The following is a 19,683-nucleotide window of genomic DNA, read 5'->3' as shown; positions in this document are numbered from 1 at the left end:
AAAAAGCAGTCGCCTTCGGCTTGCCGTTAAACGATTTTTCTGCGAGCCGTCCCGCTCCGAACCAATCCAAAGTGGCGCTGTTCAGCTAGGCTCTATCAGAAAACGATATTTCACCGTCACCCTCCCCCTGGGTGGGCCTGGCTCTCAGGCCCGGGGAGGGCCCGCTGAAGCGGCCCTGTTGAGAGCTCTACGTCGCGCAGCGCCCTCCCCGCTCGTTCCTCGCGACCCTCCCGGGGGGAGGGTGCCGTCCCGGGTCTTTTGACAGAACCTACTCCTCGTCACCTTCCGGCGATCCCATCACGCCGCCGACGGCCTCGCCCCCTTCGATGATCGGGGGCTCGGGGAGGGCAGCCTTGCCAACCGCCTCGGCTTCGTTCTCCACGCTTTCCTCGACCGGAACGTGAACCGCTGCGACCAACGAATCTTCGGAATCGAGGCTCATGATCCGAACGCCTTGCGTGTTGCGTCCGATGACGTTGATCTCCCGCGCGGCGATCCGCTGAATCTTGCCCCGGGCCGTCATCATCAAGATCTCGTCTTCATCGGTGACGCGGACGATGTCGATGACTTTGCCGTTGCGATCGCTGGTGCGAATGTCGCGGAGCCCCTTGCCACCCCGACGCTGCGTCCGATAGCGGGCCGAGCCGCTGGTCGATTCTTCCTCGGCCGACTCCTCTTCACCGTCGGACTCCGCTCCATTGGTCTCAGCGGCGTTGGCCTCGTCACCGTTGGCCTCTGCGGTCGTCGCCGCGTTGGGACCGAAGAAAGTCCGCTTGCCGTACCCTTTCTCGCACACCGTCAGCAGCGTGGCGTCGGGATCGGCGACCACCATCCCGACGACGTGATCCGATTTGCCGAGGGTGATGCCTTTGACGCCCGAGGTGTTGCGGCCCATCGGTCGCGCGTCGCTCTCGGCAAAGCGGATCGCCATCCCTTGGCTGGTCACGAGCACGACCTCGGATCCGGGACCGACGACCGCCGCGTCGACCAGCTCATCCCCCTCGCGGAGCTTGATGGCGATAATCCCGCCCCGCTTGGGACGACTGTAGCTTTCCAGCGGCGTCTTCTTCACCAGCCCACCGCGGGTGGCCATCATGATGAAGTGTCCGGGCTGGTCGAAGTCGCGGACCGCCAGGCACTGGGCGATCTGCTCCCCTTCGGAGAGGTTCAGCAAGTTGACGATCGCCCGCCCACGGGCTTCGCGGGCCAGTTGGGGCAGATCGTAAACCTTCTGCCAATACACCTTCCCAGCGGTGGTGATGAACAGCAGGTAGGCGTGGGTGCTGGCGACGAACAGGTGCTCGATCGGATCCTCATCCTCGGTCTTGGCGCCCTTGAGTCCTTTGCCCCCGCGGCGCTGGGCGCGGTAGGTGCTCGCCGGAATGCGTTTGATGTAGCCGCGGTGGGAGATCGAAACGACCATCGTCTCTTCGGCGATCAGATCCTCGAGATCGATGTTGCCGATTTCCTGGCCGCTGATCTCGGTCCGCCGCGCGTCGCCGAAGCGGCGTTTGGCTTCCTCCATGTCCTCGCGGATCATGTCGTAGATGATCTGAGGATCGCCGAGGATTTCCAAATAGCGACCAATTTCCTCGAGCAATTGAGCGTGCTCGTCGGCCAGCTTTTGCTGTTCGAGGTTGACCAACTGGCCGAGCGTCATCCGCAGGATCGCGTCGGCCTGAACGCTGGTCAGGGTGTACGTCTCGCGTTCCCCCCGCTCCATCTTGAAGTGCTCGAAGCCGGCGTCACCGAGAGCCCGCTGCATCATCGAAGCGGGGCATTCGACGCCCATCAAACCCGTTTTCGCTTCCGCCTGCGTGGCGCTCGCCCGGATGATCCGAATGATCTCGTCGATGTCGGCCAGAGCCAACAACAGACCTTCGACGGTGTGTTTGCGGCGGCGAGCCCGCGCCAGCAGGAACTGCGTGCGGCGGCGAATCACGGTCACCCGGTGGCGGATGAACTCGGTGATCAACTCCTTGATCGACAGCTCGCGCGGCTTGCCGTCGACCAGCGCCAGCAGGTTCAGCGAGAACGAATCCTGCAGCGGCGAGAACTGGTACAACTGGTTGAGCACCACGTCGGGATCGGCATCCCGCTTGACGTCGATCACCAACCGCACCGGCTCGTTCAGATCGCTCTCGTCGCGAATGCCCGAGATCCCCTTGATCCGCTCGCCGTTGACCAGCGCCGCAATCTTCTCGATCACGCGGTCACGGTACTGCTGGTAGGGGATTTCGGTGACGACGATCCGCGAGCGATTCCCCTTCATCTGCTCGATCGTGCAGCGTGCCCGCACGACGACCGTGCTGCGACCGGTGTGGTAGCCCCGGCGAATCGCCGCCCGTCCGCAGATGATCCCTCCGGTCGGGAAGTCGGGACCGGGAATGATCTCCATCAGCTCGTCGATCGAGACTTCCGGGTCGTCGATCACGCGGATGATCGCATCGCAGACTTCGGTCGGGTTGTGCGGCGGAATGCTGGTCGCCATCCCCACCGCGATCCCGCTGGCACCGTTGACCAACAGGTTCGGAAAGCGGCTCGGCAGGACCGTCGGCTCGGTCCGCGATTCGTCGTAGGTGGGAACGAAGTCGACCGTATCGAACTTGAGGTCGTCGAGCAGCATCGAGGCGACCGCCGAGAGTCGCGCTTCGGTGTATCGCATCGCCGCCGGTGGCAATCCGGCAATCGACCCAAAATTCCCCTGCTTGTCGATCAACACCGAGCGCATGTTCCATTCCTGGGCCATGCGCACCAGCGTCGGGTAGATCACGCTTTCGCCGTGCGGGTGGTAATTGCCCGAAGTATCGCCGGAGATTTTGGCGCATTTGACGCGGCGGCTGGCGGGCCCCAAATTCAGGTCGTTCATGGCGACCAAGATTCGCCGCTGACTCGGTTTCAACCCGTCGCGGACGTCCGGCAGCGCTCGGCTGACGATGACGCTCATCGCGTAGGTCAAAAAACTCTCCCGCAACTCCTCTTCGATCGGGAGATCGATCAAACGCAGCGCACCGGCACCTCCGTTGCCACCGTTGTTCTCCTGGGCCGTCGGCTCCACAGGAAGATCACCGTTCTCACCGTTTCCATTGCCGTCAGATGCCAAGGAGCCGCCCTCGCGAGAGAATCACGGGGACGGAGAAATCGTCCCCCATGGGAAGCCCGGATTGTAAGCGTTTTGGCTCCTATCGACAACCGCACCCCCGGCCGCACGCGTTGCCGCAAGTCCTTTGATGCGTTGGGTTTGAAGAAATGCCAGCATCACCGCGCTGAGTTGGCTCGCCGCGTGCCCTGGCTGCCTCCCGTCGAGCCTCCATTTTTCGCCCCGACGTCTCCTCCCAACCTCCCCCGCTTCCCAGGTCTCCGACCGTGCCATTGCCCCTGACCGAGAAAGATGTCATCCCCAGGCGGGAGCTGCGGCTCACACCCGCGGTGGCGATCGTGCTGGCGATGCTCGGCGGCACCCTCGCGGCTCGCTGGGGGTGGCCCCAGAGTCTGGTTCAGTACGTGACGTTGGTCGCAGCTCCCCTGCTCGCGACCCTCGCAATGGGCCTCTGGTGGTTGGGATTTAGCGGAGTTTCGGCGGGAAATCGCTGCGCCGGACTGGGCGTATTCCTGGCAGTCGTGGCCGTCGCCGTGGCTGTCGCCGACGAGTCGCTGATCCCCTGGGGGCTGTGCATCTTCGTACTCCCACTGATGCTTGCCCTACCGGTGGCCTGGCTCGTCGCTACCGACCGCCAGCACTCGAGGGATTGCCGCGAGAAAGAGCCCGGCAGCGAAGAGCTCAGTAGCGCTGAGCTCAGCAGCGAAGAGCTCAGCGGGAACGTCCGCAGTGCGTGTTTCCGGGGGGTGCGGCGGAGTGGGACGTTCGTGGCGGCGGCACTTCCACTGGCGTTCGCGGCCCTTGCCCGAGTCGACGGCGTCTCGGGGAAATTCGAGATCACCGTCAGTCCTCGCTGGAGCAACTCGGCCGAATCGAAATATCTGGCGGCGCTCAATCGCGATCCCGCTCAGCCAGCCCTGCCCCCCCCATCGGAAGCGCCCCCGGTGGCGCTTCTTCCGGGGGACTGGCCGGGCTTCCGCGGTCCCCAGCGCGACGGCGTCCGCCGCGGTGTCGCGATCGCCAACGAATGGCCCGAGCGGGGACTGCCCCAGGTTTGGCGGCGGCGAATCGGCCCCGGCTGGTCCTCGTTCGCGGCGGTCGACGGGCGACTGTTCACTCAGGAGCAGCGTGGCGAGGAAGAAGCGGTCGTGTGCTTGGACGCGGAGACGGGGGAGGAGATCTGGGCCCACAGCTATCCCGGCCGGTTTTCGGAGATGGCGAGCAGCGCCGGGCCACGGGCGACTCCCACGTTCGACAGCGGGCGACTGTACGCGCTCGGGGCGACCGGCAAACTGACAGCCCTCGATGCTGCCACCGGGAGGCGTCTGTGGCAAACCGACATTGCCGCCGATAGCGGAGCCGCGATTCCCGAATGGGGTTTTGCGTCTTCGCCGCTGGTCGTCGAGGGGCACACGGTGGTCGTGTATGCCGGCGACCCCGGGGCCAAGGTGATCGCCTACGACGCGGCCGATGGATCGGTCCGGTGGTCGGCCCTTCGCGACGGTCGCGGCTACGGCAGCCCACAGTTAATGACGCTCTGCGGGGTGGAGCAAATCGTCGTGCTCGACAGCCATGGCGCGTTCGGGCTCGCCCCGAACGACGGACGCGCCTTGTGGAGCGATCCGTGGCGACTGAAGCTGGGGCCGCGGATCGTCCAGCCGCTGCAGATCGGCGACGACTCGATCGTCCTCGGCACCGGCTACGGAATCGGCACGCGGCGGATTCGCCTCAGCCGCAGCGGTCGGGAATGGACGGTCGAGGAACAGTGGCACTCCCGCGCCCTCAAGCCCTACTTCAATGACTTCGTCTATCACGCAGGCTATTTGTATGGCTTCGACCACCAGATCCTGACCTGCATCGATGCGGAAACCGGCCAACGGCAGTGGAAGCGGGGACGCTACGGCTTCGGCCAACTGCTGCTGATTCCCGAGCAGGACTTGCTGCTGGTCAGCGGCGAGCGGGGACAACTGGCGCTCCTGCGGGCCACGCCCAACAAAGCGGAAGCCGAAGAGATCGCCCAGTTCCAGGCGCTGCACAGCAAAACCTGGAACCATCCAGTCATCGTCGGTGATCGGCTGTACCTGAGGAACGCCCAAGCCGCCGTCTGTTTTCGCCTGCCCGTTCCCTGACTTGCACATACCGCCAGACGCGGGCACAAACTGGGCTTGCGGTTTGGCGGTGAAACTGGCGACAGTCCTGCCGATGCGTCCGCAACCTACCCGCTGCCGAATTTTCCTCTCGCTCGCGCTGCTTTGCGGCGTGCCGGCGGTGGGGGGCTGTGGCAGTTTGCTGTATCGCTTGACGTCACCGGTTCCGCCGGCGTTCATTCCGAATCCCGTGGTGCTGCCTCCGGCGGAACCGGAATTCGTGTGGTCGCAGGTGATCGACACGGTCGACGACTACTTCCGCGTCGTCCGGGAACAACCGCTGCAGGCCTCGCGGGAGATCGTGCTCGAGGGCCGTGTGGAGACGGCGTATCGGACCGGCGCTTCGCTGTTCGAGCCCTGGCGGAAGGACAGCACCAAGGGCTTCGAGCGGCTGCAGAGCACGCTGCAATCGATCCGGCGGCGAGCGATCATCACGGTCCGCCCCGAAGCGGGTGGGTACACCGTGGCGGTTCAGGTCGATAAAGAGATTGAAGACGTCGACCACGAGCAGTTCGCGAGCGAGGGAGCGATCACGTCGCGGCAAGATGGCTCGGTCGAGCAGACGGGCGATTTCCTCGAGGCCGAACCCAAAACCCTCGGCTGGATCTCGCTCGGCCGCGACGTCACGCTGGAGCAGCAGATCCTGCAGGAAATCGTCAGTCGCGTGACCGAACCGGATCGTCCCAAGTTGCTGCACCACTAAGCCCCTTCCTACTACACTGGTCGCATGTTTCGATTCGGCCGCGCTTCCGATCCTGGGTCCCCGATTCGTTGGACGCAGTTGCTTCCGCTGCTCGAGGACGACGATCGGCGCGCGGCGGTCGAGCGCGAATTTCCCGAGCCCGGCCGGGAAAGTTTCTTTAGCGCCCTGCGGCGAACGGCTCCCGAAGCGGCCGAGTCGGTGCTCTCGGCCGGCCGCCAACTGCACGCGGCCGCACCGCTGGCGAAACATCCCACCGTGGCGGTCGCGGGGATGCTCAACAGCGGCAAGACGAGCCTGGTCGCCACGTTTCTCAGTCCTGCCGGACGGCGGCGCACGCTGCGTGGCGAGAGCAACAAGCAGGGCACCCACCGGTTCGTGCTGTGGCTGCCGAGCCGCTGGCAGGAGGACGCGGAGCTGTGGGGGTTGCTGGTCCAGCGGATCGGCGACGCGCTGGGGCACGCCCCCGAAATGCTCTCGGAGGATCCGCAGACCGCCCACGATCAGTACAACAACCAGTCGGGAGGCGAAGGCGCGCTGGCGATTCCGCTCGTCGCCACCGATCCGGGGCTCGATGCGGTCGGCATGGGACTGCTCGACTGTCCCGACATCGTCTCCGACGCAGCCTTCGGGCGTGGTTCCCCCGAGATTCGCCGCGACTTGCTCCGTCGAGCGGCCAAGTTGTGCAGCGGCTTCATCATCGTCACCGGGGGCGAGGCGATTCGCGATGCGACGCTCGGCGATCTACTGCGGATCGCAACCGAGCTGATGCCGGGCGTTCACCGGCTGCTGGCGGTCAACAAAGTCCGGCCGCGGCAGACGCCCGACCAGTTGTGGGAGAACACCCGCTCGCTGGTCGAGCATCATCGGGTCGATGCCCTGTATGCGGCGTACGATTACGAGGTCCCCGCGGCCGAGCCGTTCATCCCCAAAACGGCGGAACCGGAAGAGCGGGTCGACGACGACGATCGGCTGCCGAAATTCTTTCGCGTCTCGGAAGATCCCGACGATAATCCGCCAGCCACCCTGTCGGCCGATCGGCTGCTCGCCTCGCTCCCGGCATCGCTCGACCGCACCGAGCTGTTTGAACAAGTGCGGTTGGCGCTCGAAGAGGGTTTGCGGAAAGCGGTTTGGGACGAAGGGATCGACCGGCTCGCCGCGGCGGCTGAGGAAGCGACGAAGGAGGCCCAGCGGATGCGCCACGATCTGCTGCTCTCGGCCCTCGACTTTTTTGCCCGCCGGGAGCCTGGCGGGAAGATCAGCGAGCTCCGTTTGCACCAATCGGAGCGGATCGTTCGCCAGTTGACGCAAGCGTTTGCCGACGCGGCACCCTGGTACGCCCGGTTTGGAATGCAGCTGAACTCGCGGCTGCGAAAGCTGTGGGGCGGAGCCGGCGATCTCGTCGAGCGGCTGACTCCCTCGCAGATGGCCAGTTCGGCGGCCAATTCCATCAAAGAAAAAATCAAAGTCGGCAAGCAGGGCAGCGTGCTGACTCCCGAACGCCTGCGGGACGCAATCATGCCCCGCGTCGATCTCTCGCGGTTGCCGGGGATCGACAGCGAGGAAACGCTGATCCACCGCGGCAGCCGGGCGATCGAGCGGTTTGACGATGAGGACTTCACCTCGCTCGATCCCCACCGCTTGCAGTTGGCCGTCGGTGAAGTTTGGCGGCAGATGCCGGTGACGAAAAAGCTCAAAGCGGGCCTCACGCCGCTGGCGGTCGTGTTCGCCGCGTTCGGCGCGGCCCTGATGATCCCGCTCGACTTCGGGGGGACCGGAGTGATTGCGTTCGCGTCGATCAAGGAGTTGCTGTTCGCGGCCGGGCTCTCGGTCGCCGGTGCCGCTTGGGGCGGCGGCCTGACCAGCGGCGACGTCGAGCAGCAGGCGGCCCGCCAGCAGCTGAGCAATTTCTTGGCGGTCCTCTGCGATGCCCTGGGCGTCCCCCGATGGACGAACGAGGGGACGCCGATCACGATCGAAGTGGCCGGGAGAAAGTTGCAGCTCCCCGAGCCGACGATTGCTCCCCGACCGTCGGCCGATGCCGCGCTCGTCCAGTGGCACCTCCGCGACGAATTCATCCGTGAACTTCAACAACAGCTGCCCCGCCGTTGAACTCGAGCCTCCCGCACTCCCTCTCGCCCGCTAGGAAACCGATGCTCGCTTCGCCCTCGCTCGATTCGCAGGAGCCGGTCGAGGCGATTCGCAGAGCCGCCGCGCATGTCTTCGGCGATCGCCCGGCCGGTCGTGCGATCGTCGAATTGTGCGATCAACACGCCGAAGTCCGACAGCGGATTCTCGATCAACGCGTCCCCGACGCGACGGTGATTGCCGTCGTGGGAGCGACCGGGCAAGGCAAATCGTGGCTGATCCGCCAGCTGGTCGAGAACCCCGCGGTCCGCGGCGCGATTCGCAGCGGCGATGCCCAGCAGGACGCGACGCGACGCTTGTACTGGGTCGGTCCGCAACCGCCAGCCGGGCTCGACGAGCGGTTCGAAAGCTATCTGCATTGCTCGGCCACCGCGATGCTCGATCTCGGCGGGCCCTACCTGGTGGTCGATACGCCGGGGGCGACCGATCTGGACGAGGCGACTGTCGCAGCCGCCAACCGGGCGCTGTCGATGGCTTCGGTGCTGATCCTGGTGATCCGCCGCGAGCAGCTCCGCAGCCAAACCGCCGGCCGGATTGTCCACGCCAGCGAAGGCACGCTCGTCCTGCCGGTCATCAACGCCGTCCGCAGCCCCGACGATGACGCGGAGCTGCGGACCGACGTCGACGCGCTCATGCATCGGCTGCGAGCCGCAGCACCCGAGGGCGAAATTCTCCCCGTGATGCTGGTCCCCGACTTCGATCTGGCCGGCCGAGATGAAGCGACCATCGCGGCCGAAGCGGTCGAAGGGCTCGCCACCCGTTTGCGTCCGCAACTCGCTCTCGGCGATGTGGGCCAGCGGCGACGGGGACTCCGGCTCGAATCGGCCGACCGCCAATTCGCTCAGCAGGTCCGTGAGCAACTGGGCGACCATCTGCCGCGGTTGACCGCCGCGGTCGACCGGCTGCACGAGGCGACGCGGAGCCTCCCGCACGACGTGGCGATCGAGCTGATCGGCAGCGGCGGAGTGCTGCGGGCCGGAATCCGCTCGCGGCTGCGGGCCGAGATGCTGGTCACGACCGCAGCGATTTGGTTCCCCTATCGCACGCTGCTGGGGCTGCTGAATCTGACCCACGGAGCCTGGGACCGGGTGATCCTCGCTTTCTCCGGCAGCCTCCCCTCGCTCGTCACAGCCGCGTGGAGCGGTGTCCGCAATCTGGCCGACCAGCGAGGCACGGCCGAAGCCAGCACCGGAGCGGTCCGAGCCCGTTCCTCGGCGATGGTCGCCGATCGAATCGTGCCACTGGTCAATCGGTTCCGCACCGAGCTCGCGAGACTCCGTCCACAGGAGGAGCAGGCGCGGTATGGCGAGGAGGAGGGCTTTGGCAACCCCGATGTCTCGCCGGTGGCAATGCTCGGGATCGACAGCCTGCAGGAAGAGGCCCAGCAGATCTTCGAGGAGGAGATCGCCCGCGCCGCTCCCACTCCGCTGGCGGCTCAGCTCTACGGAGCAATCGGCACCGTGATCTTCTGGGGTTTGATGGCCGGTCCGGTCGTCTCACTCTATCGCAGCTACTTTGCCGCCAGCTACGAGTCGCTCCGCGAATTGGCCGGCGACTTGGAAAATTTCCCCCACCCGAGCTTCGGGATGGTGCTGACCAGCTTGTTGCTGTCGCTGCTGCCGACCGCCCTGTTCGCCATGCTGGTGCTGACGTGGGTGCAGCGGCGCTCGAAACAGGAGCGCGCGGCGGAGGCGATCGCGCGGCGGCTCGAAGCGGCGATCGATCGCTTGCAGCACGACCGCGTCCTGCGACTCGAACTCCGCGATCCGCTGCTCGAAGATGCGCAGCGGTTGATCCGCGCCGGTGACGTCCGCCCATAACTCGCCTGGCGAACCAGCCGCCAGCAAACCTTGAGACCGAAGAGAGCCACCTTCAGCCAAAGAGGGCCTTCAGCCGAAGAGGGCCTCGCGCAGCCATCGCCAGGTGATCAGCATCGCCCCCATCAGCCCGAGCGCGCCGAGCAGGATCACCGGGAGGATGAAGCCGAGAGCAAACGCCGGTGCTCCATACCAGGTCCACAAATAATCCCAAGCGAGGATCGTGACCACGGTGCCGGCGCAGAGGTAGGGGCCAAACGCGACCACGCGGTTGCGCGTCAGCGCGTACTGAACCACGACGATCAAGATTGCGGTCATCGGAGCGAGCGGGAAAGCGATCAGCGTCGGCTGCCAACCGACGAACGCACCGATCATGCCCATCAGCGTCACGTCGCCAAAGCCCATCGCTTCCTGAGCCATCGCGGTGCCGGCGACAATCCGCACCGCCCACACCATCCCTCCGCCGACCGCCATCCCGACCAGCGAACTCAACAGCCCTGGCCAGTGCGTTTCGCCCATCGCCCAGACGCCCAGGATCGCGAGGCTGCCGAACACCCAGAGCGCCAGCAAGAATCGCCACGATGGCAACCGCACCAGTCCGGCAAAGAAGTACGTGACCGCTTTGCGGAAGCCTCGCCGCAAGATCACCCGCCGATCGGCGAGCGCAAAACACCACCCGGCGTACAAACCCAGCCCGAGCCACAATCCGGCGGTCCCGCTCCAGTCGGCAGACCATCCGCCCGGGGCAGTCAGCAGAACCGGTTCGAGAAAGACGCCGCCGGCATGCCGCAGACTGACCGGGAGAAACGCCTCGACGCTGTGAGCCGCCAGCGCGAATCCGAGCAGCGTTCCTGGAATCGTGATCGCGTCGGGTACCGTTTGCTCGTCGAAATCGATGAACGTCGCTGCCGCCATCAACCCCATCAGCAGCAGATGGCAGAAGAAGAGAAAATGCATCCAGTGGGCCAGCCCCGGCACGTCCAGCTGATCGCGAAGCTGCGGAGCCAACAGGCCGCCATAGCGAGTCTCGTAGTAGTAGAGCCCGCAGGCGAGGATCGAGAAGGCGAACTCGATCAGCAGCGGCCGGATCCAAAAACCGCTCCCATGCAATTGCCGTTCGCGGCGGAGCCCCCACCAACCGACGATCGGAATGCGATCCACCGCTCGGCGCGGCGGCGCCGCCGGGTCGGGAGAACTCCAAGGCGAAATCGGGCGCGGATTATAGGCCAGGGAGTAGATCGCCCAATTGACGATTCCGCCGTAGATCGCTGCCACCACCGCAATGATTCCGTACTGCACCGCGACAGGCAACGTGAGCCACAGAGCAACCACAGCGATTCAGACGGTGTGCGGACAGAAACGAAAACAGGGCGGATGGCTTCAAAATGTATAGTCGCCTTTCGCTCCGCGAAAGTTGTGGAAGCATAGTCGCCTTTCGCTCCGCGAAAGTTGCGGAAGCATAGTCGCCTTTCGCTCCGCGAAAGTTGTGGACGAAACGCTGTACGCTAGCCCGGCCTCTTATCAGCCGCCACGCGCTAGCCCGGATTATTCATGCGTTTGGATAGTTGTGTTGTAAGTTCATGTGGTGTTTGAAGTTGCGACAGACCCTCGCGAGACAGTGCGCTAAATCAGCCGCCACGCGCTAGCGTCCGGTTATCACGGCGTTTTCGGGAACCGGGGGCTAGCGCCCGGCGGCTGATGAATCATCCGGGCTAGCGTCCGGTTGTCACGGCGTTTTCAGAAACCGGGGGCTAGCGCCCGGCGGCTGATGAATCATCCGAGCCAGCCCATGGCGGCTGAACATCCATGAAGAATTAGGACGATCCCGGAGCGACGATCTCCAACAGCTCGATCGCGGGGAGCCGATCGCAGAAGATACGTGCGGTCCTGCCAAAGGTGACACCGCCGGCCGGCATCTCCAGCAACTCGGCCAGCGGCTCTCCCGCTTCGACTCGCCACAGTCCGCATAGGGCGACCTCGCGGAGCACGTGATGGCGAATCAACACCCGCCCGAGTGGCGTTTCCTGAGCTTCGATCTCCTCCCACACGATCGGGTCGAGCAGATCGATGTTCAGCCGCACGATCCCGTACTGCACCGGGCGCCCGTCGGATTGCCGGTGCAGCGTGATCTCGCGGGCATACCAGTTCCCACTGGTCGCCGCCTCGCGGCTGTAGTGAGTGCGGGCGACGCGGACATCGACCGGGCTGCCGTGGAATGCTTCGACCGTGACCGTCATGTGCTCTTCATGGTCGAGCAACCGGCGGTGCGGCTCGGGAACCGTCACAGGCTCCAGACACGCCTGAAAATCCCCCAACTCACTCGGAGCGGGATAGAAGAGCGTGATCAACTCCATCAGATCGACGGTCGGGGGCTCAGGCCGGAGGCTTTGCACGCTTCTTACGCCTGCTTGGCGGTAATGGGCAGCGATCCGAGCGAGACGACCTCGGGGGATTGCTCAGCGGGACGCTCGAGGACGGTATCGACCAGATAGTAGAACAGCCGACGAAGCGACTCGGGCTCGATGGCGTCGGCGACTTCCTCAGCCCGCTGCTGATGCTTGTCGACTAACCGATGGGCCGCCTCGAAGGCGCCCGCCTGCTCGTACAACCGGCGGACGCGGGCCAGCCGCGGCGCAGGCGGATCGGAGTTGTCCGCCGAACAGAGCGAGAGCAGCTCGTCGGCTTCGGCCTCGGGAAGATTCTGCAGCGCCAGAGCGAACAGCAGCGTCGGTCGGCCGCCGAGCGTATCGCCGCCGGCGCTCATCTTGTTGTAGTCGTCGCCGTCCCAGTCGTTCAAATCGTTCAGGATCTGGAAGGCGACGCCGAGATTGCGGCTGAAGGTTCGCACCGGCTCGGCATACTCGGTCGCTGGTCCCGCCAAGCGAATTCCGGTGTAGAGGGCCGCTTCGAAAGCCGGCGCCGTCTTCAGGGCGTAAACCTTCAGCGCGTCGAGTGGCGAGAGGCGGCGGTTCTTGCCATCGCGCCAAATCAGCTCCGCGCCTTGCCCTTCGGCCAACCGGGTGTGGGCGTTTGCCAAACAGTCGAGGATATCCGCGGTCGTCTCGGCACCGAGGGCCGCCACCTCCCGAGAGACCAATCGATACCCCATCCCGATCAGATAGTCGCCGACGTTGATGGCGGTCGCCGTCCCGAAGCGGCGATGCAGGGCGGGCACACCGTAGCGAAACGCGTCGTCGTCTTCGATGTCGTCGTGAACCAGGCTGGCTTTATGAAAGGTCTCGATCGACATCGCCGCCCGGCAGATCGGTTCGGATATCGCCGCGGCCGCTTCGGCGCCATCGGGACCGGTCGCCCGATCGCCAACCAGCGCGTCGTAGGCGGCCAGCGTGATGAACGGCCGCGAGTGCTTGCCGCCGCGGGACAAGAAGTCATACGCCAACGATTCGGTGGCGGCGATTGGGTCGGTGCCGCGCAGCGGATCGTCCTCCTCGCCACTCTCTTTCCCTTCCCCCACGCTCCCTTCCCCCACGCTCCCTTTGCCCACGCTGTCGCCAAGCGGCTGGCCGCCCCGCGCCCGCGGAACAATCTGGTCCAGCCGCTCGGGCTCAAAGAGATCCGCTGCGACCCGCATCAGATGGAGGTAGGACCGCGTCTGCTGGGCCGCCGGTCGGTAGGGCGTGCGGATCATCGCATCGACCCAGTCCTCGTCGACGCTCGTATTGCGGCAATCGCTGCTGAGCAGCGGCACCGCCATGCAGGGGATTCCGGCGAGCAAAATTTTGTCGATCGCTTTTTCCAGCACGTTCAGGCAGGCCACTCCGCAGATCGCGTCGACGTAACCGCTGACGATGATCTTCATCACCACCGGCGACCCCTCGGCGACCAGCACGCGGTAGCCCATCTCCTCGGCGACCGTGCGGAAGTCGGCGATCGAGCACGCTCCGCACTGCTTGCAGTTCATCCCGAACTGATCGTAATCGGCCGGACAGCCCTCGGCGTGCTTGAGGCAATGCGGCAGCAAGAACAGCCGCCGCTCGGGCGGAACTGCGGCGATCGACTCGGCCCAAAATTCGGAGCTGAGCATGACCATCGTCCAGCCCACGTAGCCCTCCGGCAGCCCTGCTTCTTCGAGCAACCGCCGGGCGACCCGCTCCATCTCGTCCTTGCCGAGCGGCACCGATTTGTCCATCCGCGCCGCCACGTCCCGACACCGCTGCCGCAATGCCTCGCGGGCTTCCCGCGTCTCCGGTACGAGCTTCAGATGGCTGGTTTTGCGCCGACGACTGCGGGGAGCCTGGGGTGCGGATGCATCGGAGGTGGACGGCGTGAGGATCGACAACGCGGGGGTCCCTTCTCGATGGCGGAATCTATTTCAGACGGCGGGCTGCAGACGTGCCGAGGATAGCCGGTTTAGGCTCGCTCGACATCCCGCTGCGGATCGGCGTGGGGTTGCCCAAGGAGCCGACTCGCGGTCCCAAGCGCAGCGGTCGCGAAAATGGTGGGATACAAACGTTCGTGGTACCACAGTTTGGCAAAGTAAAACCCGATCGGCCACGGGTTGTGATGACGATCCTCGCGAACCGCCCGGCAGAGAAACGTCATCGCTCGGATTATAGCTGAACGATATCGCGATTCTCCACCACCATTCGCGTCCCTCTCAGAGGAACCGGAACAACGCTCGGCTGCGTAACCGGAATTCCCCCTCCGCTCGGCCTCGGCCTGCCCCCGCGCCGCTTGCCCCCCTTCCGCAGACAGCACAAATGCCGCCAATCCCTCCAGCGCGATCGCCGTCTCCTCGACGCTGCTCGTCACGCCCTCCGCTTCCCCGTCGAGCCCCTCCTCACGGCGCAGCCACTGCGTCCGCGAGATGCCGCCTCCCCAACCGCCATCGGCGTTTTGCGCGGCGAGCAAATAATCGGCCGCCCGGATCCCCGCCGCCCGCTGCTCAGAGTCGCTCGGATCGAGCGCCAGCAGCACCCGGCCAGTCCCGTACACCGGATTCCCATCGTCCGGATTGTCCTGATTGCCAAACCACAGCGGCAACCACGAACCGTCAGCCTGCTGCGACTTCCGCAGAAACCGCCAGCCGCGAGCCGCCGCCCGCTGGAGAGCCGCCTGTCGCAGGTCGGCCCCTCCCGCTTCGAGCGTGCGGGGCGCGCAGAGTGTACGGAGCCTATCGAGGGCGCGGAGGGCGTGGGCCGTCAGATCGGTGCTGCTGCGATCAAACGGCAACCGGCCCCAGCCGCGACAAAAGGTCGGCCAACCCCCGTCGCGATTCTGAAGTTGCAGCAGCCAGCCCGCTCCAGCTTGGCTTGCCTTCTCCACCCGCTGCCGAACGCCAGCCGCACGGCCGGAAGAACTTTGCGGCGGCGTTTTTTTCTGCAGCTCGGCCAGGGCGAGAATCGCTGCCGGCGTGTCATCCCCATCGGGAACGGCACCGCTGAGGTCGGTCCAGCCCCATCCGCCAGGTTCAGCACCGGTGAATGGATGACGCTCGGTGTGCTGGCAGCGGAGCAACCATTCGAGCAACGCGTCGTCCGCCCAAGCCGCATCGTCTTCCGGGTCGGAGGCTAGGGCGTGCACGGCCAACGAGGTCACCCAGGTCGCCAGATTCGTATCGATCGGCCACGATCCATCCTCCAGCTGGCTCTCCCGCAGAAACCGCACCGCCTGCTGCGAGACCGGATGGGCGGCGCGACCGGTCGACGCGAGGCTCATCAGCACAAATGAAGTCAGCGGCGTCGCTTCCAGGTACCCGCCGCTGGCTGGCTGCATCCGCTCGAGAACCTCGAGCGTCCGCCCCACCAGCCGGCGGCGGAGCCAGGCGAGGAGCGGGTTGCGGGGAGGGGCGTGAAAGAAGTGAGCCTGGCCGATCGCGACCAGGGCGGGAATCGCGTAGCTGACCACCGGCATCCGCATCCGGCGATACAGCGACTGCGGAACCGCGGCCGCTTCGAACGGCAAGGCCGGAATCTCCCGCCACGAGACCATCCCCGCCAAGGCGCAATTGGTGAGGATCGGAATCACGAACGTTTTGTCGGTTCCATATCGTCGCCGCAGAGCGGGAATCCCGCCGGCCCGCTCGACGTAACTTTCCGCGCGGTCGATCGCGGCGGCGACCGCGGAATGGGGCCTCGCGGTGCCCAGCCGCAGGGCGGCGATCCCCAGCATCGTGGTGGCGATGTTCGAATAGCTGCGGTCGGTGTCGCCAAACCCGCCGTCGCGGTTTTGCGAATCCAGCAGTGAATCGATCCCCGCGGCGATCATCGCCTCAAGCGACCTTGCGGAAGTCGTCTCAGGGGCCGCCTCGGGCGCGCTGCGGCGGACGACCGCCAAAGCGCTGACGGCCGTCGCGGTCGACAGCGCGCTTGGGGAAAGCGTCCCGGTCCAGTGCGCCGCACGGCCCCGCTCGTCGAGCAGTTCGCCCCGCAGCCGGTCGAGCGTCTGGCGGGTTTCGGCGAGGATAGAATGGTGCGGCACGATCATCGGGCAGGGGCAGAGAGGTTGGAGGAAAGCGGTTTCCAATCTAACCTGCTCTCGTGCGGTGACATCCCGACGCAGATCGATCGGAGCTTCATGGTTTTCTATATCTCTGTCGTGCTCGCGAGTCTCGTGGTCCTCTGGGGCGTCATCGATCCTGCGGGATTGGGCGCGGGATCGGCGGCTCTCCTGAGCGTGACGACGAAGTACTTTGGCTGGTTCTACCTCGTCGCCACGCTGGGATTCCTAAGTTTCGTTCTGTACCTGGCGTTCAGCCGGCATGGAAACGTAAAACTCGGGTTGGATGACGACGAGCCCAAGTATGGAAACCGATCCTGGTTTGCGATGTTGTTCAGCGCCGGGATGGGCATCGGCCTGGTTTTCTGGGGCGTCGCCGAACCGGTCAGCCACTACCAAACGCCACCGCCAGGGGTCTTGCCGCAGACGCCCGAAGCGGCTCGCGCGGCGATGCGGTACGCGTTCTTTCATTGGGGCCTGCACGCCTGGGCAATCTACACCACGATCGCCCTGTGCATTGCCTACTTCAGCTTTCGCAAAGGGCGTCCCTCGCTGATCAGCAGCACGTTCTACCCTCTCTTGGGTAAACACGCCGAGGGCCCGGCTGGCAAAGCGATCGACATCCTCGCAATCCTCGCCACCGTCTTCGGAGTGGCGACGTCTCTCGGATTCGGAACGATGCAGATCAGCGGCGGACTGGCGCATCTGACAGCCATCCCCGCGACGATTGGGATCCAGCTGTGGATCATCGGGATCGTCACCCTGCTCTACATGCTCTCGGCATTAACGGGCCTCGATCGGGGGATCAAAATCCTCAGCAACGTAAATCTGATGGTGGCCGCAATCCTCCTGCTCTTCGCCCTGATCGCGGGCCCCACCGCTTTTCTGCTGGACGTCTTCACGACCACTCTAGGAGGCTACATCCATAACTTGATTCCCATGAGTCTGCGGCTCACGCCATTCAGCGAGGGGACGTGGGTCGCCGACTGGACGATCTTCTACTGGGCCTGGTGGATCGCTTGGGCGCCGTTCGTGGGCATGTTCATCGCCCGGATTTCGCGGGGTCGAACGATTCGGGAATTCGTGCTCGGCGTGCTGTTGGTTCCTTCCTTGTTCAGCTTCGTGTGGTTCTCGACCTTTGGTGGAACCGCGCTCCACTTGGAAGCCCTCGAGCATCAGGGGATCGCTGCCGCGGTCGAAGAAGACATCACCTCAGCCTTGTTCATCACACTGCAACAGCTTCCGCTGGGAGCGTTGATCTCCGCGCTTGCCACTGTGCTGATCGTCACGTTCTTCATCACCTCGGCCGATTCCGCAACTTTTGTGCTAGGGATGCTCTCCTCGGAAGGACGCTTGACTCCCACGAATCGGGTGAAGCTGGTTTGGGGATTGCTGCAGTCATCGATCGCCGCCGTCCTGCTCCTCAGCGGGGGTCTGCAGGGCCTGCAAACCGCTGCGATCGTCGCCGCCGCACCGTTCGCCGTGATCATGGTCCTGATGTGCGTCGCACTGATGCGGTCGCTCGGCGAGGAAGACCGGCTGAACCGCGAGCGGGAACGGGCGAGACGTCACAAGCTGGACGAGCTGCTGCAAGCGGAGCGGACGCAGCCGTAGGGGGGGCTCGGCCGAGCGTCGGCGACTCAGCTGCGCAGCGCCTTGGTAAGCCGATCGGCCTGCGTCTGCAGCTGATCGGTCTGGTGGCGAAGGCGATGGCTCAGCCGCACCAGTTCGGCGTCCAAGCGGCGACTGGCCACGGCGACGCTCTCCTGCGACGGATCTTGCTGGCGACCGCTCCGGTCGTGACGGACCACCGGGCGGCTCGACGCTTGCAACGCGTCGCGGACCAACCACTCGCGAAGCCGGGTCCGGTCGCCGCGGCCCGCGACCGGCTGCTCGATCGGCTCGGACCAGACCAGCTCGAAACTCGCGGCACCGTTCCGCAATTGGCTTTCGACCGAAGCGATTCGCCGCCGGGCCTCGTCCGGCGAGTTATCCCACAGCAGAACCCAACGGCTGCTGTCGGTGCGATAGACCAACTCGTGCAAACGCTGATCGGACTGCAGGAGGTCGTCGATCGCTTGCAGCTCGCGCAGCCGTTGCTCGCGGCCCCCGCCCGAACCGAGGCGAGTGGTCTTCTCGAGCCCGCGAAGCGTGACGATCGTGACGGCGGCGGGGAACCGCGGCCGCGGCCCGTCGAAAGGAATCGTCCGCCGCGCCTCGTGCGGTTCGCGCTCGCTGCCCCGCGGCTCGCCCCCCCCGCCACGGGTCGCCGCGCTCCGGGTCGCCGCGCCACGGGTCGCTGCGCCACGGGTCGCTGCGCCACGGGTCGCTGCCAAAGCGCGCCAGCGGTAGAGCGCATCGGCAACCGAAGCGGGGCCAGCCGCGGGCAGCTCGAAACCGATCTCGGTTCCCTCGCCCACTCTCGACTCGACCGTCAACTGGGCAAAATGGAGCGCCGCCAGCGTGCGGCTGATCGCCAGCCCCAGCCCCGATCCGCCAGTCCCGCTGACGCCTCGCGCGGCCAGACTGCCGAAGCTTTCCTCGGACAGCCCCGGTCCCTGATCGCAAACCGACAATCGCACCGTGGCGGTCGCGGCAGGGGGGCTCATCCGCACGAGCACGCTCCGTCCCTGCTCGCTGACGGCGATCGCGTTGCCCACCAGGTTGACCAGCAAGCGGCGGATCAGCGGTTCGTCGCCGAACAGCGGCCCATGTCGACCATCAAAGCCATCCCACCGCACGGCAACGCGGCGAGCGGTCGCCGCGCTGCGGATCGCCGCGTCGACGGCAGAGGGAATTGCGGTCGGAATGAACCACTGGCGGCGAGTCCGCGGCAGCCCGCTTCGCAGCCGATCCAATTGCAGCATGTTGTCGACGAGCCCGGCGATCACGTCGCACTGCCGCATCGCTTCGCCGAGCATCTCCCGCTGCGCCGCGTTCGTCGCTCCCAGCTCGCCGTCGCAGACCAGCCGCACCAACTCGCGAACCCCGGCGAGCGGAGAGCGGATGTCATGCGCCGTTTCGCTCAGCAGCCGGGCGGCCACTTCGACGTACGGGTTCGCGGCGTTGTCACTCGAGCGGCGGCGAACCGCCGCGGTGCGGTCTGCTGCGGCGGGGGCCACTCGCTCGGGCTCCGGATGAAACATGGACAGGATCGGCATGGTGTCACTCGCTTTGCTTGGGTGTCGCTGATGTCGGCACACGGCGAGCGACGAGCTGCGAGAATGCGGGCTGTTTCCGCTTGGGATCCCGGATTTTGGAACGGATGGGCGTGGTTTAACGATTGCGAGCTCGGTTCGGATTGCCGACGAC

11 protein-coding genes are annotated in these 19,683 nt (G+C 65.5%); 5 read left to right on the top strand and 6 right to left on the bottom strand.

Annotation, left to right across the window (positions count from 1 at the left end; all coding sequences use genetic code 11):
* Nucleotides 1-268 precede the first annotated feature (268 nt).
* Nucleotides 269-3,103 (bottom strand): DNA gyrase subunit A, encoded by a 2,835-nt coding sequence (gene gyrA / locus GNK13_RS01460; protein WP_164100659.1) that lies wholly within the window; start codon nucleotides 3,101-3,103, stop codon nucleotides 269-271.
* A gap of 263 nt (nucleotides 3,104-3,366) precedes the next feature.
* Between gyrA and GNK13_RS01455 the strand changes: the two genes are divergently transcribed.
* From GNK13_RS01455 to GNK13_RS01440, 4 genes are all read left to right on the top strand, one after another.
* A complete protein-coding gene (locus tag GNK13_RS01455; protein ID WP_164100658.1) occupies nucleotides 3,367-5,229 on the top strand; it encodes a PQQ-binding-like beta-propeller repeat protein in 1,863 nt (620 codons plus the stop codon).
* Nucleotides 5,230-5,302: 73 nt separating this feature from the next.
* Nucleotides 5,303-5,950 (top strand): hypothetical protein, encoded by a 648-nt coding sequence (locus GNK13_RS01450; protein ID WP_164100657.1) that lies wholly within the window; start codon nucleotides 5,303-5,305, stop codon nucleotides 5,948-5,950.
* Between the two features lie 24 nt (nucleotides 5,951-5,974).
* Nucleotides 5,975-8,059 carry a hypothetical protein gene (locus GNK13_RS01445; RefSeq protein ID WP_164100656.1) on the top strand — a complete coding sequence of 695 codons (2,085 nt, stop codon included), beginning with the start codon at nucleotides 5,975-5,977 and terminating at the stop codon, nucleotides 8,057-8,059.
* A 41-nt stretch (nucleotides 8,060-8,100) separates the two neighbouring features.
* Nucleotides 8,101-9,915 carry a GTPase gene (locus GNK13_RS01440; RefSeq protein ID WP_164100655.1) on the top strand — a complete coding sequence of 605 codons (1,815 nt, stop codon included), beginning with the start codon at nucleotides 8,101-8,103 and terminating at the stop codon, nucleotides 9,913-9,915.
* A gap of 69 nt (nucleotides 9,916-9,984) precedes the next feature.
* Here the strand turns inward: GNK13_RS01440 and GNK13_RS01435 are convergent, their stop codons facing one another.
* From GNK13_RS01435 to GNK13_RS01420, 4 genes are all read right to left on the bottom strand, one after another.
* Entirely contained in the window at nucleotides 9,985-11,211 is a 1,227-nt protein-coding gene (locus GNK13_RS01435) for a prepilin peptidase (protein WP_235934709.1), read from the bottom strand.
* A 515-nt stretch (nucleotides 11,212-11,726) separates the two neighbouring features.
* Nucleotides 11,727-12,305, bottom strand: a complete 579-nt coding sequence (locus tag GNK13_RS01430) for a hypothetical protein (RefSeq protein ID WP_164100654.1) — start codon at nucleotides 12,303-12,305, stop codon at nucleotides 11,727-11,729.
* A 5-nt stretch (nucleotides 12,306-12,310) separates the two neighbouring features.
* Complete coding sequence (locus tag GNK13_RS01425) at nucleotides 12,311-14,212, bottom strand: polyprenyl synthetase family protein (RefSeq protein WP_164100653.1); 1,902 nt, start codon at nucleotides 14,210-14,212, stop codon at nucleotides 12,311-12,313.
* A 71-nt stretch (nucleotides 14,213-14,283) separates the two neighbouring features.
* The gene (locus GNK13_RS01420; protein WP_235934708.1) at nucleotides 14,284-16,353 is read right to left on the bottom strand and encodes a prenyltransferase/squalene oxidase repeat-containing protein; all 2,070 of its coding nucleotides are present in this window, start codon (nucleotides 16,351-16,353) and stop codon (nucleotides 14,284-14,286) included.
* Nucleotides 16,354-16,449: 96 nt separating this feature from the next.
* On the opposite strand from GNK13_RS01420, the gene GNK13_RS01415 reads away from it, so the two are divergent.
* Nucleotides 16,450-17,985: a glycine betaine uptake BCCT transporter gene (locus GNK13_RS01415; RefSeq protein WP_164100651.1), complete on the top strand. Its 1,536-nt coding sequence runs from the start codon at nucleotides 16,450-16,452 to the stop codon at nucleotides 17,983-17,985.
* 26 nt (nucleotides 17,986-18,011) lie between these two features.
* On the opposite strand, the gene GNK13_RS01410 is transcribed toward GNK13_RS01415, so the two are convergent.
* The gene (locus GNK13_RS01410) at nucleotides 18,012-19,532 is read right to left on the bottom strand and encodes a sensor histidine kinase (RefSeq protein ID WP_164100650.1); all 1,521 of its coding nucleotides are present in this window, start codon (nucleotides 19,530-19,532) and stop codon (nucleotides 18,012-18,014) included.
* Between the last annotated feature and the right edge of the window lie 151 nt (nucleotides 19,533-19,683).

The sequence above is a fragment of the Candidatus Laterigemmans baculatus genome (assembly GCF_010367455.1).
GTDB classification, from domain to species: Bacteria; Planctomycetota; Planctomycetia; order Pirellulales; family Pirellulaceae; genus Laterigemmans; species Laterigemmans baculatus.
This window is presented reverse-complemented; position numbering and strand designations above follow the sequence as displayed.